At 66.7% G+C, this 19,343-nt stretch carries 19 protein-coding genes; 12 read left to right on the forward strand and 7 right to left on the reverse strand.

Annotated features, from left to right (window positions below; all coding sequences use genetic code 11):
* The first annotated feature begins 41 nt into the window (after window positions 1-41).
* Genes J2X52_RS05455 through J2X52_RS05465 form a run of 3 tightly spaced genes read left to right on the forward strand, consistent with a single transcriptional unit; the run spans window position 42 to window position 3,171 of the window.
* Window positions 42-899, forward strand: a complete 858-nt coding sequence (locus tag J2X52_RS05455; protein ID WP_310149844.1) for an N-formylglutamate amidohydrolase — start codon at window positions 42-44, stop codon at window positions 897-899.
* Window positions 896-2,110: a tyrosine/phenylalanine carboxypeptidase domain-containing protein gene (locus J2X52_RS05460; protein ID WP_310149846.1), complete on the forward strand. Its 1,215-nt coding sequence runs from the start codon at window positions 896-898 to the stop codon at window positions 2,108-2,110. The genes J2X52_RS05455 and J2X52_RS05460 overlap by 4 nt, the downstream gene beginning before the upstream one ends.
* Window positions 2,107-3,171, forward strand: coding sequence for a hypothetical protein (locus J2X52_RS05465; RefSeq protein ID WP_310149849.1), 1,065 nt, complete (start codon window positions 2,107-2,109; stop codon window positions 3,169-3,171). Before J2X52_RS05460 ends, J2X52_RS05465 begins: the two co-directional genes overlap by 4 nt.
* A gap of 670 nt (window positions 3,172-3,841) precedes the next feature.
* Here J2X52_RS05465 and J2X52_RS05470 read toward each other — a convergent pair.
* Entirely contained in the window at window positions 3,842-6,172 is a 2,331-nt protein-coding gene (locus tag J2X52_RS05470; protein ID WP_310149852.1) for an FdhF/YdeP family oxidoreductase, read from the reverse strand.
* A 109-nt stretch (window positions 6,173-6,281) separates the two neighbouring features.
* Between J2X52_RS05470 and J2X52_RS05475 the strand changes: the two genes are divergently transcribed.
* On the forward strand, window positions 6,282-6,461 hold the full coding sequence (locus J2X52_RS05475) for a CPXCG motif-containing cysteine-rich protein (RefSeq protein ID WP_310149855.1): 180 nt from the start codon (window positions 6,282-6,284) through the stop codon (window positions 6,459-6,461).
* A 5-nt stretch (window positions 6,462-6,466) separates the two neighbouring features.
* On the opposite strand, the gene J2X52_RS05480 is transcribed toward J2X52_RS05475, so the two are convergent.
* A complete protein-coding gene (locus tag J2X52_RS05480; protein WP_310149856.1) occupies window positions 6,467-6,673 on the reverse strand; it encodes a hypothetical protein in 207 nt (68 codons plus the stop codon).
* A gap of 196 nt (window positions 6,674-6,869) precedes the next feature.
* Between J2X52_RS05480 and J2X52_RS05485 the strand changes: the two genes are divergently transcribed.
* Together J2X52_RS05485 and J2X52_RS05490 are read left to right on the forward strand one after the other, a co-directional pair.
* Window positions 6,870-7,592, forward strand: coding sequence for a Crp/Fnr family transcriptional regulator (locus J2X52_RS05485; protein WP_310149859.1), 723 nt, complete (start codon window positions 6,870-6,872; stop codon window positions 7,590-7,592).
* Between the two features lie 109 nt (window positions 7,593-7,701).
* Window positions 7,702-7,989 (forward strand): DUF3247 family protein, encoded by a 288-nt coding sequence (locus J2X52_RS05490; protein ID WP_310149862.1) that lies wholly within the window; start codon window positions 7,702-7,704, stop codon window positions 7,987-7,989.
* 30 nt (window positions 7,990-8,019) lie between these two features.
* Here the strand turns inward: J2X52_RS05490 and J2X52_RS05495 are convergent, their stop codons facing one another.
* Window positions 8,020-8,790 carry a hypothetical protein gene (locus J2X52_RS05495; protein ID WP_310149865.1) on the reverse strand — a complete coding sequence of 257 codons (771 nt, stop codon included), beginning with the start codon at window positions 8,788-8,790 and terminating at the stop codon, window positions 8,020-8,022.
* A 214-nt stretch (window positions 8,791-9,004) separates the two neighbouring features.
* On the opposite strand from J2X52_RS05495, the gene J2X52_RS05500 reads away from it, so the two are divergent.
* From J2X52_RS05500 to J2X52_RS05520, 5 genes are all read left to right on the forward strand, one after another.
* The gene (locus J2X52_RS05500) at window positions 9,005-10,273 is read left to right on the forward strand and encodes an MFS transporter (protein WP_310150283.1); all 1,269 of its coding nucleotides are present in this window, start codon (window positions 9,005-9,007) and stop codon (window positions 10,271-10,273) included.
* On the forward strand, window positions 10,270-12,612 hold the full coding sequence (gene ggpS / locus J2X52_RS05505; protein ID WP_310149869.1) for a glucosylglycerol-phosphate synthase: 2,343 nt from the start codon (window positions 10,270-10,272) through the stop codon (window positions 12,610-12,612). The genes J2X52_RS05500 and ggpS overlap by 4 nt, the downstream gene beginning before the upstream one ends.
* A gap of 419 nt (window positions 12,613-13,031) precedes the next feature.
* Window positions 13,032-13,454: an MliC family protein gene (locus tag J2X52_RS05510; RefSeq protein ID WP_310149872.1), complete on the forward strand. Its 423-nt coding sequence runs from the start codon at window positions 13,032-13,034 to the stop codon at window positions 13,452-13,454.
* A 102-nt stretch (window positions 13,455-13,556) separates the two neighbouring features.
* The gene (locus J2X52_RS05515; protein WP_310149875.1) at window positions 13,557-13,952 is read left to right on the forward strand and encodes an MliC family protein; all 396 of its coding nucleotides are present in this window, start codon (window positions 13,557-13,559) and stop codon (window positions 13,950-13,952) included.
* Between the two features lie 173 nt (window positions 13,953-14,125).
* Window positions 14,126-15,430: a TIGR00366 family protein gene (locus J2X52_RS05520; RefSeq protein WP_310149879.1), complete on the forward strand. Its 1,305-nt coding sequence runs from the start codon at window positions 14,126-14,128 to the stop codon at window positions 15,428-15,430.
* A 49-nt stretch (window positions 15,431-15,479) separates the two neighbouring features.
* On the opposite strand, the gene J2X52_RS05525 is transcribed toward J2X52_RS05520, so the two are convergent.
* From J2X52_RS05525 to J2X52_RS05540, 4 genes are all read right to left on the reverse strand, one after another.
* Window positions 15,480-16,850, reverse strand: a complete 1,371-nt coding sequence (locus J2X52_RS05525) for an amidohydrolase family protein (protein WP_310149881.1) — start codon at window positions 16,848-16,850, stop codon at window positions 15,480-15,482.
* Entirely contained in the window at window positions 16,847-17,092 is a 246-nt protein-coding gene (locus tag J2X52_RS05530; RefSeq protein WP_310149885.1) for a DUF2789 domain-containing protein, read from the reverse strand. Before J2X52_RS05530 ends, J2X52_RS05525 begins: the two co-directional genes overlap by 4 nt.
* A gap of 141 nt (window positions 17,093-17,233) precedes the next feature.
* On the reverse strand, window positions 17,234-17,410 hold the full coding sequence (locus tag J2X52_RS05535; protein ID WP_310149888.1) for a DUF1328 domain-containing protein: 177 nt from the start codon (window positions 17,408-17,410) through the stop codon (window positions 17,234-17,236).
* Window positions 17,411-17,510: 100 nt separating this feature from the next.
* A complete protein-coding gene (locus tag J2X52_RS05540; protein WP_310149891.1) occupies window positions 17,511-18,137 on the reverse strand; it encodes a DUF998 domain-containing protein in 627 nt (208 codons plus the stop codon).
* Between the two features lie 105 nt (window positions 18,138-18,242).
* Between J2X52_RS05540 and J2X52_RS05545 the strand changes: the two genes are divergently transcribed.
* Window positions 18,243-19,289: an ROK family protein gene (locus J2X52_RS05545; RefSeq protein WP_310149894.1), complete on the forward strand. Its 1,047-nt coding sequence runs from the start codon at window positions 18,243-18,245 to the stop codon at window positions 19,287-19,289.
* Window positions 19,290-19,343: the final 54 nt, after the last annotated feature.

Raw genomic sequence — 19,343 nt, forward strand, 5'->3', positions numbered from 1 at the left:
TCCCAATGTGGTCACGACCGCATCATTCCCGGATTGCGAGCATGCGCGCCATGCCTGATATACGCCGTTCCGCACCCGCCCCGCTGTTCTCCGACACCACGCCGCCAGCGCTGCTCGAGCACGTCGACGCCTGGGAGCTGTCTGTTGCCGATGGCCCCGTCATCGCCACTGCGATCCACGATGGCCACGCGCTGCGCCAGTCGCTGCGTGCCCGCGTCGCGCTCGATGACGATGCGCGCTGGCGCGAGGAGGACCCCCTCACCAGTTTTTTGACCCAGGTCGGCGATGCGCGCCTGCGGGTGCGCCAGTCGCGATTCGAGGTCGACCTCAACCGTCCGCGCGCCGAGGCCGTCTACACCAGTCCCGACGCCTGCTGGGGACTCGATGTGTGGGCCACGCCGCTCGACGATGTCGAGCGCGAGACCTCGCTGGCCCTGCACGACCGCTTCTACGACATGATCGGCGAGCTGATCGACCGCACCGTGGCCCGCTGGGGCAGCGCGCTGTTGATCGACATCCACAGCTACAACCACCGCCGCGACGGACCCGATGCCGCGCCCGCGGCCCAGGACGACAACCCGGATATCGAGCTGGGCATCACCACGCTGGATCCGGGACGCTGGGGCGATACCGCCCGGCGTTTCGCCAACGTGCTGCGCCGCCATCCTGTGCGCGGGGCGTTGCCGGACGTGCGTTGCAACGTGCGCTTCCCGACCGGCGGACACTTTCCCGAATGGGTCTATGCGCACTGGGGGGATCGTGTCTGCACGATCTCGCCCGAGTACAAAAAGATCTTCATGGACGAATGGAGCGGTCAGGCGGACATCTCCGCGCTGTACGCCCTGCGCGACGGCCTGTCACACGCGGTCGACGCCGTGCGTCCGGAGTTCCTCAAGTGAGCGCGGGTGTTGCCCGGCGGCCGGTCGCCCGACCGTTGCCGCCGGTGGCCGCGCGCGTGGACGCGTCGCTGGCCGTGCTCGATGCGCGACTCGACTGGCTGCTCGCGCTGTCGCCCCTCGATGGTGTCGGCCTGTGGAACGCCTTTGAAGCCTCCGGCCGCACGCTCGAGCCCACGCTGCGCTATGTCGACCTCGATACCGATCTGACCGAAACCCGTCGCGCGCTCGACGCCCTGCCCGTTGGCGAGATCGAGCCGCCGCCGCTGCAAACGCTGCTGGCCGAAAAGCAGGCCGAACTCGGCCGCATGATCGACCTGGTCGAGCAGCGCGACCAACCGGGCTTCGTCGATGCCAGCGTCGCGTTGTTCGGCGCGGTGGAGCCGGAACTGGTGGAACTCGCCGAGCGCATCCTCGCCACGGTCGGCAGCGGCGAACCCTTGTCTGCCGACTGCGGCATCGACGAGGTGCGCAGCCAGGTCGACGCCGAGATCGCCTGGTATCGCGCGCAGGCACCGGATTTCCATATCGATGTCGTCGTCGATACAGACATCAGTTCGATGCTGATGGTCTCGCACGGCACCTTCTATATCGACGGCAACATCCGCCTGCCGCGCGCCCGCGTGCAGCCCCTGATCCAGCATGAGATCGGCACGCATGTCGTGACCCGGCACAACGGACGGCAGCAGGCACTGCGCCAGCTCGAAGTCGGGCTGGCGCATTACGACCCGATGCAGGAAGGCCTTGGAGTGCTCGGCGAGTTCCTCGCCGGCTACCTGCCCGGCGAACGGCTGCGGATCCTGGCCGCGCGCGTGGTCGCGACCTCGATGGCGGCCAACGGCGAACAGCTTCCGGCGATCTTCGCCTGCCTGCATGAAACACATGGGCTGCCGACCGACGACGCCTTCGATGTCGCCGTACGCGCGCGGCGCGGCGGCGGGCTGACCAAGGACGCCGTCTACCTGCGCGGTCTGCGCGACCTGCTCGCCTATCTGGAGGCCGGTGGCGAGTTCGATGCGCTGTTTCTGGGCAAGTTCGCTCTGCCGCAGCTCGAACTGCTGGAGGCACTGGTCGACGACGGCTGGATCGTGCCGCCGGTGCTGTTGCCCCGCTACGCCGCCCATGACGATTTCCGCACCCGGCTCGACGCCTGCCGACGCACCCCGGTCGAACGCCTTTTCCACACCCACCGCCCCACGGAGCATGCTGCATGACCGACGGACATCCCCTGCGCTTCGGCTTTGTCGTCAATGACGTCGACACCGAGCAGGACAACTACACCACGATCCGTCTGGCCCGCCGCGCGCTGTCGCGCGGTCATGAGATCGCGCTGATCGGCCTTGCCGATTTCACCTACGACGCCGACGGCACGGTACGTGCCTGTGCCCATATGCCCTGCGGCAAGGACTACGCCGACGACGCGGCCCTGCTCGCCGATCTGCAGTCCGACGGCTGCCCGACCGAGCGGATTTCAGTCGATGACCTCGACGTGCTGATGCTGCGCAGCGATCCCGCCGACGAGATGGTCGAGCGGCCCTGGGCACCGGGCAGCAGCCTGCTGTTCGCCCAGCTCAGTGCGCTCAAGCGGGCGCTGGTCGTCAACGACCCGATGCATCTCACCGATGCTTCCAACAAAACCTACTTCCAGCATTTTCCTGAGGAAGTCCGGCCGGTCACCTGCATCAGCCGCGATGTCGAGGAGATCAAGGCCTTCATCGAGGCGCGCGACGGGTATGGCGTCATCAAACCGCTGCAGGGCTCGGGTGGCCAGAGCGTCTTCGTGGTCACGCCCGAGAGCGGCGGCAATCTCAACCAGATGATCGACGCGGTGCTGCGCGATGGCTATGCGATCGCGCAGGAATATCTGCCAAAGGCCAAGGACGGCGACCTGCGCCTGCTGATGCTCAACGGCCGCCCACTCGAGGTTGACGGCACCTACGCCTGCATCCGCCGCTACAACGACAGCGGCGATGCGCGCAGCAACATCAGTGCCGGCGGCAAGTATGAAATGGCAAAGCCCGACGCCGATGCCCTGCGCCTGGCCGAACTGGTCGCGCCCAAGCTGATCCGCGACGGCATGTACTTCGTCGGCCTCGACATCGTCGGTGACAAGCTGATGGAAGTGAATGTCGACACGCCCGGCGGCATCAACATGCTCGAAGAGCTGACCGGGCTCGATTTCTCGGGCCGCATTCTCGACGACCTCGAGCGCAAGCTGCGCCTGCGCCAGCATTACGGCAAGACGCTCAGCAACGTCGAACTGGCGATGTTGTAAGCCCGGGCGGCGGTGCAGATGCAGGTCTAGATCTCTGGACGGCGATCCTCGCAGGTCGCCATCCGGATTACAGACAGGAATCGTCAGAATGGGCGCCGGTCGCTCCGACGCCGGGGCACGGCGCTTGCGTCGTAAACGGTTTCGATCCCGAGTCCAAAGAGTGCGCCAACAGCACTTACGGAAGGTCTGAACGATTCCGCTTCTGGCCGTCATTCCCGCGGCTTTCAACGGACGCATGCCGATCAGGCGGGCATCCAGCGTCTTTGGTTTTCAAAGGCTTGAAATCACTGGATCCCCGCCTTCGCGAGGATGACGGCAGTTACTCGGACCTTCCCTCGATTGCATCGACGCAGGGCACCGGATGCCGCTGTCGAGCTGCCTTGCGGGTGCAGGCAACGAGACGAAGCGACGTAGTTTCCCACTGGAGCTGCGAGCCGGCTGTGGCGCAGACAGGCGGGCTGTTCGGATCCGCTGCGGATGCGTCCGTCCACCGGCCTACGCAACGTCTTGTCAGACCGACGCCGATACCATTCGTGTCGGCGCCCGCATCAGCACGCGTGCTGCGCCGCAGTCAGAGCGACCCTGCGCGAGCTGCGTTGAGAGCCGCGAGGGCACCGCATGCCCCGCAGATCATCAGCCGCTGTCTTCCGCATACGGCGCCGACCGACCCTCAACCCGGCGCAGGCCCCGGCGGCACCGGGGCATTGCCGCCGCGCACGACACGCACCGGCACCGACTTGCCCGCGGGCACATGGCTGTCGATCGCGTGGTGCGACACCGGGATCAGCGGATTGCATTCCGGGTAATACGCGGCGATGCAGCCGCGCGGAATGCGATACGGGATCGCGCGCAGGCCGCCGACCTCGCGAACCTCGGCATCGCCATCGAAATCCGCAGCAAGCGTGATCTGTTCACCGTCGTCCAGGCCGAGTTCGGCGATGTCGTCGGCATTCATCAGCACCACGCGGCGGGTCCCGTCGATACCGCGGAAACGGTCGTGGTAGCCGTAGACGGTGGTGTTGAACTGGTCGTTGCTACGTACCGTCAGCAGGCGGTAGCGCCCTGCCTTGTCTTCGAAACCGGTCGCGCACAGCACGTCGGGGACGTGGAATTCGGCTTTGCCGCTGTCGGTCGTCCAGCGCCGTTCGCGTGCGGCGACCGGGCGCGGGAAGCCCCCCGGGGTGTGCAGGCGCGCATTGAAATCGCGGAACTGGTCGGGATAGGTGGCTTCGATCGCATCGCGCACGCGCGCGTAATCGTCGACCCAGTCCCGCCACGGCGCACAGGCGGTCCGCTCGGGCGGCAGGATCGCCTGCGCGAGCGCAGCGACGATTGCGGGCTCGGAACGCAGCATCGGGCCGGCGGCTGGACTGGTGCCGAACGACGCGTGGATGCAGGTGGTGCTGTCCTCGATGCTGACGCGCTGCGCCACGCCGTTCTGCACGTCTTCCTCGAGACGCCCCAGGCACGGCAGCAACAGCGTCTCGCGTCCGCACAGCAAGTGGTTGCGGTTGAGATGCGTCGCGATCTGCAGGCTCAGCGCGAGGCCCCGCCAGGCCGGCTCGAGCCTGCCGGTATCGGGCGCGGCCCGCGAGAAATTACCGCCCAGGCCAATGAAGGCCTCAACGCTGCCGTCGAGAATGCCCTCGACCGTGCCGACCGTGTCGAGCCCCTTCTCACGCGGCGGCTCGAAGCTGTACTGCGCGGCCAGCGTATCGAGCGGCACAAGCTCGGGCTTTTCCGAGATGCCGACGGTGCGCTGGCCCTGCACATTCGAATGCCCGCGCACCGGACAGATGCCGGCGCCGGGTCGGCCGACGTTGCCGCGCATCAGCGCGAGATTGCAGACCATGCGCACGTTGTCGACGCCGTGGCGATGCTGGGTGAGCCCCATGCCGTAGATCAGGATCGACGACTCCGCCTGCGCATAGACACCGGCCACCCCTTCGATGTCGGCGCGCGACAGGCCGCTCTCGCGCTCGATGTCGGACCAGTCCGCCGTGCGCAGCCAGGCCTCGAACGCCTCGAAGCCGTTGGTGTGGGTGTCGATGAAACCGACATCGAGCACGCGGGCGCGCCCCTCGGCCTGCGCGGCGTCATCGAGATCAAGCAGCGCGCGCGCCAGGCCCTGCATCAGCGCGATGTCGCCGCCCGCACGGACCGGGAAGTACGCGTTGCTGATCCGGGTCGATGCGCCGGTCGCCATGGCCAGCGGTTCCTGCGGGTTGGTGAAGCGCTCCCAGCCGCGCTCATACAGCGGATTGAAGGTGATGATCTCGGCGCCGCGTCGCGCGGCTTCCTGCAGGGGATGCAGCATGCGCGGACTGTTCACGCCCACGTTCTGCCCGAAGGACAGGATGCAGTCGCAGTGGTCAAAATCTTCCAGAAGCACGGTACCAACCGGTACGCCGATGCTACGCGGCAGGCCCACCGAGGTGCTCTCGTGGCACATGTTCGAACTGTCGGGCAGATTGTTGTTGCCGTACAGGCGCGCCAGCAGCGCGTACATGTACGAAGTTTCCAGTGACGCGCGGCCCGATGCGTAGAAGACGGCCCGCTCCGGCGACATGTCGCGCAGCACGCGGCCCGCGATCGCGAATGCGTCTTCCCACGAGACCGGCACATAGCGATCACGCGCGGCGTCGTAACGCATGGGTTCGACCAGCCTGCCCGCCGCTTCGAGATCGTGGTCGGCCCAGGTCAGCAGTTCACTGACCGTGTGAGCCTCGAAGAACGCGGCATCGGCCCGTCGCGTATCGAGTTCCCACATGGTCGCCTTGGCGCCGTTCTCGCAGAACTCGAACTTGTGAGGCTCGGCGGGCTTCGCCCATGAGCAGCTGACGCAGGCAAAACCGTCGACCTTGTTCTGCCGTTGCAACTGGCGTGTGCCTTCGACGGTCTGCGCCCCATCGCCGGTGCCGTAGCGCAACAGCGACCGCACCGAGCCCCACCCGCCTGCAGGCGCCTTGTAAGGCGTGAACGTCGGATACGAATCGGTCATGGCGGGCTCCGGCTTTGACTGAGCCTTCTACGGTCGCCGACAGCGTCTGCCCGCAACGTGAAAACGCGGGCTCACGGGATGCGTACGCGCAACCGGGCATCGTCAATACATGCAGGACGTCGCCAGATTGCAGTGCCCTTGGTGCGGAGAACGTTTCGAGACGTTGGTCGACGCCAGCGCCGGCGACGCCGACTACATCGAGGACTGTCCTGTGTGCTGCCGCCCGATCGAGATGCATCTGTCGATCGACGAAGACGGGACGCATCTCGCCGCAGGACGCGAAGATTGAGGCCTTCAGGGATCGTCGGGAATCGCCGGCGTAAGCTCCCAGAACGTACGAACCAGCGGCGCGGCGTCCTCCCAGGTCATCTGCGGATCGCGTCGCAGACGTATCCAGCCAGCCTGAAGCTCGGCTTCGCACTCCCGCCACGATCGCGCACTCAGATACTCCCGGGACATCTGTCCGTAGATCCGGCACAACTCGACGTCGTCTGCGTTCACGTCGGCATCCTGTGGGGCGGTGCGATCGGGGCCCGGTTGCGCGCCACACCGTGTCGTTAGCATGTGAAGGAGACCCGTACAGGGTCTGTGCGAAATCGCACATAGCGTCAGAAGCTGTATGCGCGGTGCCGTACATACGGCACCGCATTCAGGCTGGAAAATCCACACTCGTTCATCGATGGATCTTTTACTGCGCATGAAGAAGAAAGCGCCCTGGGCGCCGCTCAATGGATTGCTGCAGGACCTGCCCGACGACGTCTGTGATCGCGTCGGCGATGAAATGCAGCTGGTCGACATGCCGGCCGGCAAGGTGCTGCACGAGGCCAATGTGGCCCAGACGACGATCTATTTCCCGCGCGAGGGCATCGTCTCCTTGATGTATGCGCTGGAAAGCGGCGACACCAGCGAATTCGCGATGGTCGGCAACGAGGGCATGGTCGGCGTGGGCCTGCTCACGGGTGCGCGCAGCGTGCCTACGCGCGCCGTGGTCAAGGTGGGCGGCGAGGCGCTGGCGTTGCGCGGCGAATTCGCCGTCAAGGAGTTCCAGCGGGGCGGCGCGTTCCAGGAGATCCTGCTGCGCTATTTCCAGGCACTGATGACCCACACTGCCATGACCGGCGTCTGCAACCGGCACCACACCGTCGACAAGCAGTTGTCGCGCTGGCTGCTGCTGGTCAACGACCGGGTGGGTTCGGTGGAGATCAAGATGACCCAGGAGCAGATCGCGCACCTGCTGGGCGTGCGCCGCGAGGGCATTACCGAGGCGGCGCGACGTCTGCAGGAAGAAGGCTGCATCCGCTACAGCCGCGGCGTGATCCAGGTGCTGGACCGCGAATGTCTGGTGGCGCGCACCTGCGAGTGCTACGGCGTCGTGCGGACCGAATACGACCGCTTGCTGCGCCCTGCTCTCGACGCCTGAACGACGGCGCGTCCGGCTGTTAGTACGTGTCAGATCGATTGCGCCGCGTCGTCACGGCATGTTGCGCGCATCGCGCGAGCATGGGCGCACGTCCTGAAGGAGTGTTCCGATGAGCCAGACGCCCCCACGCATCTTCACCAGCCGCGAGGACCTCGTTGCGATCGAACAGCGCATCGTGCTGCTCGACGACGAGGCCCGCGTGCGGGTCACGCTCGACGACGGCACCGTCGTCCGAGGCACGGTGTCGGCCCGGCCGACGCTGGAGATTTTCCGCAACAGCGATGGCGATGAAGGCCACAACGCACGGTTGCGGCTCGACGATCTGGAGCACCCGGACATCCCGCATTACATCTGGGTGGGCGACGTACGCGACATCGAAGGAATCGGGACGGCCTGACGGCGGTCACGTCGCCAGCCGCGTTGTCGCTCAGGCATCGCAGCGCACGCGACGCGTGACGTTGCCCATCGCGTCTTCAACGAGCAGCCCATCAGGGCCATCGAGCGTTAACGTCCGTGTCTCGTTCCAGGTGTCGCCTTCGCCTTCATACCGGCCTTCAAGCTGGACCGTGTCGACATCAGGAGTCCGCACCGTCACCGGCGTGACGGTGCTCTCGTAGAACCGCAGCACTTCGGGCTCGATGTGCAGCACCAGCTCGCTGCCGTTTGACCCGCAGGCCTCCGCGCTGGCTTCCCAATGTCCCAGGAAGCGCGCGGGCATCGCAGTCGATGCCGGCGTGTCACCCGTTTCGTCCGGCGGGGTCGGCGGCGGCATCGACGCAGGCCGCGCGCAGCCACGGAACGGGCCGCGACCATCGATCGTCAACAGGCCGGTCATCGGGAAGCGGGCCCCGGACATATCGTCTTCGCAGCGCATGCGGCGCACGATCATGACGATGTCGCCGGTCGCGTCGGATGCATCCAGGCGCAGGCCGTCCGCGGTCATCGAACTGCGCACATCCGGGAACAACCGACCGGATTCATCCAGACCGCTCAGCACGATCGCACCACGCTCGAAGCGCGCCTGCCAGAACGGTTCATTGGTCGACACGACCACATCGCCTTCTGCGTCTGCATCAGGTGCCTCGGCATCTGATGCGGATGTCGCGCCATCGGAGACCTCGACTGGCGACGCATCAGGTTGGCAGCCGGCCATCAGCAGGACGGCGGGCAGCAGCAGTCGGATCGCGGCGATTCGCATGACGGGTTTTCTCCAGGAACGGCTGGGACAGCTTCACCCATCGCGTGTTCATTTTTCGATCACGCCATCCAGGATGCGCCGCAAGCGCATGATTGCACTACAGTTTTCGCTGCAATGCAGCATCCGGGAAAGCCGTCGAGAATCGGTTAAAATATTCAATATTTTCAATGTGTTATAGTTCCACACCTTCGCTGCTCGCCGTGAGGGCCTCACCATCCCAGTCGTCCGTAATCTTGCCGCGCTGCTCGCCGGCGTCGCCCTGCTGCTGATGGGCAGTGGCCTGCTCGGCACCTTGCTGGCCGTCCGCGGCGGTCTCGAGGGCTTCAGCGACCAGACCCTTGGCCTGATCATGTCGGGCTACTTCGTCGGCTTCTTCCTCGGCACTTACCTGGCGCCTGGGCTGATCCAGCGCATCGGCCACATCCGTGCGTTCGCGTTCTACGCAGCGCTGTGCGCAGCGGCCATCCTGCTGCATCCGATCTTCATCGATCCCTGGGCCTGGGCCGCGCTGCGGGTGATCACCGGCATCGCGCTGGTGGGGCTGTACACGGTCATCGAAAGCTGGCTCAACGTCGAGGCGCCGCCGGAAAAACGCAGTCAGGTCTTCGCGGTCTATATGGCGGTGAACCTGCTGGCGCTGGCGGCCGGGCAATGGTTGATCGGCTTCCAGGATCCCGCCTCGTTCGCACTCTTCAGCATCGTGGCGATCCTGATCTGCCTGGCGGCGTTGCCGGTGGTCGCCAGCCGCATGACCCAGCCGACGTTGCCGGTCGTGCCACGGCTGGCCCTGGCAGCACTGTGGCGCACCGCGCCTGCAGCGGCGACGGGTGCACTGCTGGCCGGTGTGGCGATGGGTGGCTTCTGGGGCATGGGCGCGGTCTATGCAGCCGGGGTGGGCCTCGATCTGCAGGGCATTGCGTCGCTGATGAGTGCGACGATTCTGGGCGGCGCGCTGCTGCAATGGCCGATCGGCCGCCTCTCCGACGGCGGTGACCGGCGCACGACACTGGCCCTGATCTGCGCGGCAGCCGCGCTGATCGGCGTGGCGATGATGTTCGCCGGCGATCGGTCGCAGTTGGCGCTGTTCGGCCTGTTCTTCCTGTTCGGCGGCGTGGCGTTCGCGATCTATCCGATCTGCGTTGCGCATCTGCTCGATCACCTGCCGACGGAAGACACGCTTTCGGGCTGTTCCAGCCTGCTGCTGCTCAATGGCGTGGGCTCGGCGATCGGCCCGGCGATCGTCGGCGTGGCGATGTCGCGCTTCGGCCCGAGCGCCCTGCCCGCCTCGTTCGCGCTGATTCTCGGCGCACTCGCGCTCATCGCCGCCGGTCGCCGACTGCTGCGCCAGCGCGACAACGACCATCCGTCCGTCTTCCATCCGATGCTGCGCACCACGCCATCGGCGCTCGAACTGCTGCCTGAAACCGGCCCCGCACCCGAGGGCCCCGACCTTTCCGATCCACATCACAAGGACCCACATTGACTCAGGAAACGACCACACCCGACCTCACCCCCGCCAATACCCCGTTCGTGCCGCGACTGATGCTCGCGACCGACCTCGACGGCACCTTTCTCGCCGGCTCTCCCGCCCATCGCCAGCAGCTCTACCGCCTGGTCGACCGCCATCCCGAGATCCGCCTGACCTTCGTCACCGGCCGCGGCCTCGAAGCCGTCATGCCGCTGCTGTCCGATCCCAGCCTGCCGCGTCCCGACTACGTGATCTGCGATGTCGGCGGCACCGTCGTCGACGGCCACACGTTGCAACCGATCCAGCCCTTGCAGACGCGCATCGATCGTCGCTGGCCGGGCGAGCGCGCCGTGGCTGATGCGATGGCCGGCTTCGCCGGACTCGTGCGCCAGGACGTGCCGCAGGAACGCCGCTGCTCCTATTTCTGCGAACCGGCCGCACTCGCCGATGTGCGCGGCGATATCGAGGCCACCGCGCGCAAGCTCGGCTGCTCGGTGCTGTATTCGGCCGACCGCTATCTCGACATCCTGCCGCCCGATACCGACAAGGGCCGCACGCTCGCCGCGCTCGCCGATCATCTGGAACTGCCGCGCGAGCGCGTCCTCGTCGCCGGCGACACGCTCAACGACCTGTCGATGTACACCTCCGGCTTCCAGGGCGTGTGCGTGGGTGAATCGGAGCCGGCGCTCGTCAAGGCCACCGACCAGCTGTCCAACGTGTTCCATGCCCAGGCGCCGGGTTGCGGCGGCATCCTCGAGGCGATCACCCACTTCGACCTGCTCGACGCCGACGATCCATATCTGCGCAAGATCGCCGAGCCCGCAACCGGCCAGTCGGATCTGGTGATGGTCTATCACCGCCTGCCGTACGAGGAATACGTGGAAGACGGCCAGCGCAAGCGCCGGCGCCCGACCTCGCCCAACGGCATCATTCCTAGCCTGCTCGGCTTCTTCGGCAGCGGTCAGAAAGGCTCTTGGGTCGCGTGGAGCGTGGATGATCCCAAGCTCGGCAAGTTCGAGACACGCACACCCGTCGATGCCGACGCCTATCCCAACCTCACCGTCGCCCGCGTGCCGCTGACGCACAGCGAGGTGGACGCGTTCTACAAGCGGTTCTCGAAGGAAGCGTTCTGGCCAATGCTGCACACCTTCTGGGAGCGTGCACGTTTCAACGAGGACGACTGGAAGATCTATCTGCGCGTGAACCGCAAGTTCGCCGAGGCCACCGCCGCCGAAGCCGCGCCCGGCGCGACGGTCTGGCTGCACGACTACAACCTGTGGATGGTGCCGGCCTACCTGCGCGAGCTGCGTCCCGACGTGCGCATCGCATTCTTCCACCACACCTATTTCCCGTCGGCCGACGTGTTCAACGTGGTGCCCTGGCGCCGCGAGATCCTCGGCAGCTTGCTGCAGTGCGACTACATCGGCTTCCACATTCCGCGCCAGGTCGAGAACTTCGTCGACGTGGTGCGCGGCGCGATGCCCACCGAAGTGCTCAAGCGCGAAGGCTGCGCCCCGCGGTTCCTGACCTACGGCTGCGCGGTGGGCATGGACGAGATGAGCACGCGCATCCGTGTCGGCGATCGCGAGGTCGGCCTCGGCGCGCATCCGGTCGGCACCGACCTCAAGCGTATCGAGACCGGTCTGGCGCAGCCGCGCGTGCGTGTGCGGCTGGAGCAGATCCGCCGCGAATTCTCCGGTCGCAAGCTGGTGCTGTCGGTCGAGCGTCTCGATTACACCAAGGGCACGCTGGAGAAGCTGCTCGCCTTCGAACGCCTGCTCGGCGAACAGCCCGACCTGCGCGGCAAGGTCACGCTGCTGATGGTCTGCGTGCCGGCGGCGAAGGAGATGACCGTCTATCAGGAGCTGCAGACGCAGATCGAACAGGCGGTGGGCCGGATCAACGGCCGCCACGCGATGCTGGACTGGTCGCCGGTGCGGTTCTTCGCCCGCGGCCTGCCGTTCGAAGAAGTGCTGGCGCACTACGCGGCCGCCGATGTCATGTGGATCACGCCCCTGCGTGACGGCCTGAATCTGGTGGCCAAGGAATTCGTTGCAGCGCACGGCATTGAGGGCTCGTCAGGCACGCTGGTGCTGTCGGAGTTCGCCGGCGCCGCCGCCGAACTCAAGGGCGCGGTGCTGACCAATCCGCACGACCTGACGGATCTCGTCGCCGGCCTGCGTCAGGCGCTGTCGATGCCCGAGCACGAAGCCGTGGGCCGTCAGCGCCAACTGTTCGACATCGTCCGGTATTACGACGTCGAACGCTGGGGGCGCGATTTCCTCGAGGCGGTCGACACCGCGGGCAGCGGCGCCGACCAGCATCGGTACGCAATGCGCGGACTCGCTGCCTGATCGGCTGTAGGGGCGCTTCGTACAGGAATGTACGAAGCGCTTCCGCGCGTTGCATCGGGGTCCCGTTCTTTCATTGGCAACACGTGCCGGCATCGGCATTGCGTGCCAGGACGACCGCATGTATCCCGCACCTTTTCCTCCGGGAGAGAGCCTGCCCCGAACCTGTTCCGGGGTCGACGCGCATAGCGCGTCGGGTGAGGGAACGGTCTCACCGGTCTGATCTGCGGTCGCGCCTCTTCGCAGCTTCAGGATTCCGACGACCTTGGACGACGACGGCGATGGGTTTCGCTGTGCTCTACCCATCACGCGAACCGATCAGGCGCCATGTCAGGAGACGCCACTCTCCGTTCACCGTGCCTTCCCTAGCCTGCCGAGACTTGTCGGCACCACGCCGGCGCCCGACTCGAAGAGGACCTCACATGCGCGCAGCTCCCGCCACTGCTCTCCTGCTCACGTTTGCCCTGGCCGCCTGCGGCGGCGAATCGACGCCCGCATCGCCGGCCGTGGACGCGCCACCGCCTCCGCCACCTGCCGCCGCGCCTGCGGAAGAAGCACCGCCCACCGGCTCACTCGCCGCGCGCGAAGCCGAAGCCGCGCCGTCGAACACGGTCAACTATGACTGCGAAGGCACGCGTATCACGCTCGCGCAGGAAGGCGAAGGCGACGAGGCACGCGTGAAGTTCGTCGTTGACGGGGTGACGCTGGATCTGCCCCGCGCGGAAACCACCCAGGGCGACCGCTTCGCCGATGCAGACGGCAATGCGTTCTGGAGCCACGGCACCGATGAAGCACGTCTGGCGCTCCAGGGCCAGCACGAGCGCAACTGCGCGCGCGTGTACTGAGCCGATCGCCCATTCATCGCCTCCGCCTTCCGGAGGCGATATCCTCGAACCGCTCCCCCCGCTCCGACGCGTCGATCCGATCCCCAAGGCAAGGAGACGACAATGCGCTGGTTTACACCTGTGTTGACTGTGGCCATCGGCCTGACACTGGCAGCCTGTTCGCCGGCAGAAGCACCGACCGTCGACGATCCGGCAACGCCGCCCGCGACTGAGAGTACTGAGCCGGCCCCGCCCGATCCTGCAGCGCCGGCGCCGCAGGTGATCCACTACGACTGCGAGGGCACGCCCGTCGACGCCACGTTCGACGGCCACGGCCAGGTGAGCGTCGCGGTGGACGGCGCCAATCACGTATTGCGCACCGAAGACGGCCCGTCCGGCACGAAGTACGTCGACGACGCTGGCGTTGTGCTGTGGAAGCGGGGCGAACACGACGCGCTGCTGACGCGTCCCGACCGTCCGGACCGCATCTGTAGCGGTGCGCCGGCAGCGCCGGTTTAAGGCCAGCCGCGGCCTCTCGTGGAAGCGTGCTCGCGCACTGGGTGGTGCGAAGCACTCCATCGCGCGCGAACGCGCTTCCACGCATCCCGTGTCTCCAGGTAGACCATTGTCCAGCAGGCATCCCCTGCCTGCGCCACTAAGCTGGTCGAAGTCCCCCTGCGACGGTATCCGCCATGTTCCAGCGCGCCACGCGCCTGTCCGTCCGACTCGTCGAACGCTACCTGCCCGACGCCTATGTCTTCGTCCTGATCTTCACTGCGTTGGCTGCGATCGCCGCCTTCACGATCGAGCAGACGCCGCCACTGGAACTGATCCGCTACTGGGGCACCGGCTTCTGGGAACTGCTCGGCTTTTCGATGCAGATGCTGCTGGTCCTGGTGACCGGCTTCATTCTCGCCAAGACGCCGCCGGTCAAGCGCGGTATGACCTGGATGGCTTCGCGCTGCCGCACGCCGAAGAACGCGATCGTCGTGGTGACCCTGGTCGCGATGGCCGCCAACTGGATCAACTGGGGCTTCGGACTCGTCATTGGCGCGCTGTTCGCCCGTGAAGTGGCGCGCTTCGTGAAAGTGGATTACCGGTTGCTGGTGGCGAGCGCCTATTCGGGCTTCGTCATCTGGCACGGCGGCCTGTCGGGTTCGATTCCGCTGACGATCGCCACCGAAGGCCACTTCATGCAGGAAGCCATCGGCGTGATTCCGGCATCGGACACCATCTTCGCGCCTTTCAATCTGCTGATCATTGCGCTGCTGGTGATTGCCATCCCGCTGATCAATCGCGCGATGACACCGCCCGACCAGGACGCAGTGCTGTTCGATCCGCCCGAGGATCCCGAGCCGCCGGCGCCAGCGCAGGACCAGAGCCCGGCCGAACGTCTCGAGCACGGCTGGATCCTGTCGGTCGCGGTCGGCGTCGCCGGCCTGGTGTTCCTCGCCGATCACTTCATCGCCGGCGGCGGACTCAACCTCAACATCGTCAACTACGGCTTTCTGATGCTTGGCATCGTGCTGCATCGCACTCCGGCGCGCCTGCTGGCGGCGCTGCAGGAAGCGATCAAGGGCGGCGCGGGCATCGTGATCCAGTTCCCGTTCTATGCCGGAATCATGGCGATCCTGGTCGGTTCGGGCCTGGCGACCACACTGTCGGCGTGGTTCGCCTCCATCGCCAGCGCGCAGACCCTGCCCGTGCTGACATTCCTGTCGGCCGGGCTGCTCAACATGTTCGTGCCGTCCGGTGGCGGCCAATGGGCCGTGCAGGCACCGGTGATGATTCCGGCGGCGCAGGCGCTGGGCGCGGATCTGCCGCGTGTGGTCATGGCCGTGGCCTGGGGCGATGCGTGGACCAGTATGCTGCAGCCGTTCTTCGCCCTGCCGCTGCTGGCGATCGCGGGGCTCAAGATCAAGGACATCATGGGCTACTGCCTGATGGTCCTGTTCGCCGCGGGCGTGATCATCGGCCTGGTGTTCCTGCTGTTCTGATCGATCTGTGCAGGTCCGCCGCGCGACAGGCGCGCGGCGGGGTCACTGGTCACTCCGCGTGGCGAGCGGCGATCTCCGCCAGACGCGCATCGAGCGCCTCACGCGGCCACCAGCGGCCACGCGCCATGACACCGAGCGGTGCCTGGACATGCGACAGGTCTTCACGCGGATCGCCTGCCAGCAACACCAGATCCGCGCGCCGGCCCACTTCGATGGTGCCGAACGCCTCCGGCGTGCCGAGCGCCTGCGCGGCATTGCGTGTGCCGGTCACCAGCACTTCGTAGGGCGTCATGCCCGCGGCCTGCATCATTGCCATCTCGCGGTGGATCGAGAAACCCGGCACGTTGAAGAACTGCGGCGCATCGGAGCCGAGCACGATCGGCGCACCACCATCGTGCAGCGCCTTCAGCAGTTCGCGTCGCAACGTCACCAATGCCTGCGCCGCGTCCGGCTGGAAGGTCTCGCGCGCCGCGTACCCGTGTTTCGCACGGCGCCAGCGTTCGCGCTCCGACGCCGGCATGTAACGCATCTCCGGCCACTGCAGCATCGCTTCGGGCGTCTCCGCCGAGGCCATGTGTTCGACCAGGGTCAGCGTCGGCACATTCCAGGTCCCGGCAGCACGGGTCCGCGTGACGGCGTCTTCGATCCGCCCGCGCTCGACCCACTGCACCCAGCCGCTGCCGAACCAGCCTGCTTCGCGATCACCGGTATCGGTCCCCGGCGGCACCAGGAACTCCACGTAGCGGTCGAAGTGATCGATCGAGGTCTGTTTCGCGTCGAGCGCCACCTCGAGCGGGACGCCGTCCGGGATATGACCGGCGAACGGCATGCCGAGCGCATGCGCCGTCTCGGCCATCCGCCGATACGCATCGGCAGGAATGCTGCCGATCTTAACCAGGTCGAAGCCGGCGGCGTGATGCGCGCGCACCTCCCGTGCAGCCTCGTCGGCGTTCTCGCTCCGCAACCACGGACTGGCCACGACCATCGTCGGACCACTGATTTCACCGCGTTCGATGCGCGCGCGCAGTTCGGGATGCGAGACATCGCCCGACATGTTGCGCACCAGGGTCACGCCGTTGGCGAGATACAGATCGAGTGTGTCCTGCACGTAGACGGGATCATCGCCGCCGGGCACGTGACCATGGAATTCCGCCAGTCCGGGCATCAGCACACGGCGCTCGCCGGCAATGCGCGTTGCGTCTTCGGGTACATCGACGCTGGCACTGGGACCGATGGCGACGATGCGTCCATCGCGGACCACGACCGTCTGCGATTCCAGGCGCACGTCGCGGTCCATCGGCAGCACGTCGACATCGACGAATGCGAAGGCACCTGCAGCGCCCGCAGATCCGGTCGACTGAGCGTGCGTGGCCCCCGCCAGCAACAACGCCGTTGCCGCGAGCCCCTGCAACCACCTCATGTGGACGGACGCGCGTGCAGCGCGACATTGAGCTGGTCGATCACGACGATCCAGTCGGCGTCATCGATGCGCTCTTCGCGCAGCAGCTGCGCCTGCGACTCGGTCCAGAACGGCGCTTCTTCCAGTCGCATGTCGTCGGGCAACGGCCCGTGGGAGGCGATGAAGTCACGGATCGAGGCCTCGTCGTTCGGCAGGCCCAGCTGGGCAAAGAGTTCTGAAAACGGATGGACGGTCGATTCCACGGTGCACTCCAGTTTGGTCGTGCAACGAGCCTAACGCGGCCTGCGTCAACGCAGGCGCAGGCGCCGCCGGTGTGCGGATCCCGGAAACGCCAACCGCCCGGCAAGCGGGCGGTTCGGTCGACACAGATGGAGCTGCGCGGGCTAACGGACGACTTTCTTCGCCACCGTTAGGCCCAGCACAAACAGCACGACAGCGATGATGACCGCTGCCCAGAACAGGAACTTCGCGATGCCCATCGCGCCGCCTGCGACGCCGCTGAAACCGAGCGCGCCGGCGATCAGGCCGATGACTGCGAAAATGATGGCCCACTTGATCATGAAACGTTCTCCTTGCGAGGCGGCGCGAGCGCGCGTCGCCAGTGGCCGAAATCTTCCGCCGCGCGTGGTGCGAGCCGCGTGAACAGGTCGCCGCACGTACTCAGCGCAGGCGCGTGGCGAGCGCGCGCAGCATGCAGATCATCCAGGCAAGGATCAGCACGATCACCGTCTTCTGCGCGAGTCCGCGCGGTGCCTCGCGCCACGCGGCGAGGATCCACACAGACGCAAAACACAGCAGTGCCCAAGGCAATGCCCATCGCGCGGTGCGCCGCCACGCCGGATCGCGCAGGAAGCCGAGCGCCTGCACCACCATGCCGGTGGTCGCGAACAGGAACGCGCCTTTCGCGGACACGCCGTGGATCAGTCCCTCCAGCGAACGGTCCACGCCCGGCATGTCCATCCATGCGTAGGCCGTGATCGACAACGACATGCCCGCGAGCGCGAACAGCAGCAGCGCCGCAGAACTCCGCGCGGGCGGCGCATGTGCTTCCCGCAATGCCCAGGCAAGCGCGACCATGCCCACGCCCAGCGCGACATAGGCCGCCTGCAGCAGCGGACCCCAGGCACCGATCAGATACAGGCTCATCTGGCTGGCGACCGGATCAAGCTCGGGACGCCGCAGATGCAGCACGATCGCCGCGATGACAAACGCGGCGAGACCCGCAGCGGAGATGTGGAGCGCGCGGCGGATCGCTGGGCGCCGAAAGACAACGGTATCTGCGACCATCGCAAACAGGTGTCGGGAAATCGCAACGCATGCTACCGGAGCCGTCACGTTCCGCTACCTGCGCGCCCGTAACGATGCGGGTCACCAACGAAGCCCTGTATCCCGATGCCGCGAGACACCCGCAACCGACACGCCGCGATCCGTCTGCCGGATCTGCGCATCGACAGCTGCAACCTGCCCCTGCGAGACCCCGACGGCGACGGATTCCTCGGCGACCACGCGAGTCAGACAGCGTTCCGGCGCTTTCTCGACGCGCGACGGCGTCACCACTTCACCGGACGCCGCGATCCCTTTGGCCGGACTGCGACGCATGCCATCTCCAAGAGCGAGATCGATCTCGTTCTTGTCGGCGGCAATGCCGACGCCGCGCATCTCGTGCACGCGGCGGTCGAGGATCATGCGCACCAGCTCTCCGGCGTGGTCCGCGGTTTCCTGGCCACCGACGCGTGGCATGGCGTGCGCCGCATCGTCATCGGGGGCGGGTTTCCGGGCAGTCGCGTGGGCGCGCTGTCGGTCCGCCGCGCAGCGCGTCTGCTCAAGCTCTCACGCAGCGGCGTGGACCTGTCGCTGCTGCGACACGATGGCGACGATGCCGGCCTGCTCGGTTGGGTGCCGCTGGCACCGGCTGCGACCCATCGGCATGCGGCGTTCCTCGCCGTCGACATCGGCGGCACCAACATCCGCTGCGGCATCGTCGCGCCGCATCTGGATCAGCGCGACGACGGCAGCCGCGCACGGGTCCTCGAGCGCAGCCAGTGGCGGCATGCCAGCGAATCGCCGGATCGCGAGGATGCGGTGAACCGCATGGCCGCGATGCTCAATGGACTGATCGCACACGCACGCACGATCGGCCTGCGGCTCGCGCCCTTAGTCGGCATCGCCTGCCCGGGGCAGATCGACCTCGACGGCCGCATCCTGCACGGCGCGCAGAACCTGCCCGGCGACTGGGAGGCCGAGGATTTCCGGCTGGCGGACGCGCTGCGGTCACGGCTGGACCGGATCGGCGGCCGGGCGCCGCGGGTATTGCTGCACAACGATGCCGTCGTGCAGGGGCTCAGCGAGCGACCACGTATGACCTCGGTGGACCGTTGGGGCGTGCTGACCATCGGTACCGGGCTGGGCAACGCCAGCTACACCAACCACCGCGGCTGAACCGCCCGAAGGCCCCGGGGCCGGTCTTGGGCGCCCGGATGCTATGCTCGATCC

Source organism: Luteimonas sp. 3794 (genome assembly GCF_031456825.1).
Lineage (GTDB): Bacteria > Pseudomonadota > Gammaproteobacteria > Xanthomonadales > Xanthomonadaceae > Luteimonas.

Coding starts and splice junctions, on each gene's coding strand:
- J2X52_RS05455 (WP_310149844.1), top strand. CDS start 42: ATGCGCGCCATGCCTGATATACGCCGTTCCGCACCCGCCCCGCTGTTC.
- J2X52_RS05465 (WP_310149849.1), top strand. CDS start 2,107: ATGACCGACGGACATCCCCTGCGCTTCGGCTTTGTCGTCAATGACGTC.
- J2X52_RS05470 (WP_310149852.1), bottom strand. CDS start 6,172: ATGACCGATTCGTATCCGACGTTCACGCCTTACAAGGCGCCTGCAGGC.
- J2X52_RS05475 (WP_310149855.1), top strand. CDS start 6,282: ATGCAGGACGTCGCCAGATTGCAGTGCCCTTGGTGCGGAGAACGTTTC.
- J2X52_RS05485 (WP_310149859.1), top strand. CDS start 6,870: ATGAAGAAGAAAGCGCCCTGGGCGCCGCTCAATGGATTGCTGCAGGAC.
- J2X52_RS05490 (WP_310149862.1), top strand. CDS start 7,702: ATGAGCCAGACGCCCCCACGCATCTTCACCAGCCGCGAGGACCTCGTT.
- J2X52_RS05495 (WP_310149865.1), bottom strand. CDS start 8,790: ATGCGAATCGCCGCGATCCGACTGCTGCTGCCCGCCGTCCTGCTGATG.
- J2X52_RS05510 (WP_310149872.1), top strand. CDS start 13,032: ATGCGCGCAGCTCCCGCCACTGCTCTCCTGCTCACGTTTGCCCTGGCC.
- J2X52_RS05515 (WP_310149875.1), top strand. CDS start 13,557: ATGCGCTGGTTTACACCTGTGTTGACTGTGGCCATCGGCCTGACACTG.
- J2X52_RS05520 (WP_310149879.1), top strand. CDS start 14,126: ATGTTCCAGCGCGCCACGCGCCTGTCCGTCCGACTCGTCGAACGCTAC.
- J2X52_RS05525 (WP_310149881.1), bottom strand. CDS start 16,850: ATGAGGTGGTTGCAGGGGCTCGCGGCAACGGCGTTGTTGCTGGCGGGG.
- J2X52_RS05535 (WP_310149888.1), bottom strand. CDS start 17,410: ATGATCAAGTGGGCCATCATTTTCGCAGTCATCGGCCTGATCGCCGGC.
- J2X52_RS05540 (WP_310149891.1), bottom strand. CDS start 18,137: ATGGTCGCAGATACCGTTGTCTTTCGGCGCCCAGCGATCCGCCGCGCG.
- J2X52_RS05545 (WP_310149894.1), top strand. CDS start 18,243: ATGCCGCGAGACACCCGCAACCGACACGCCGCGATCCGTCTGCCGGAT.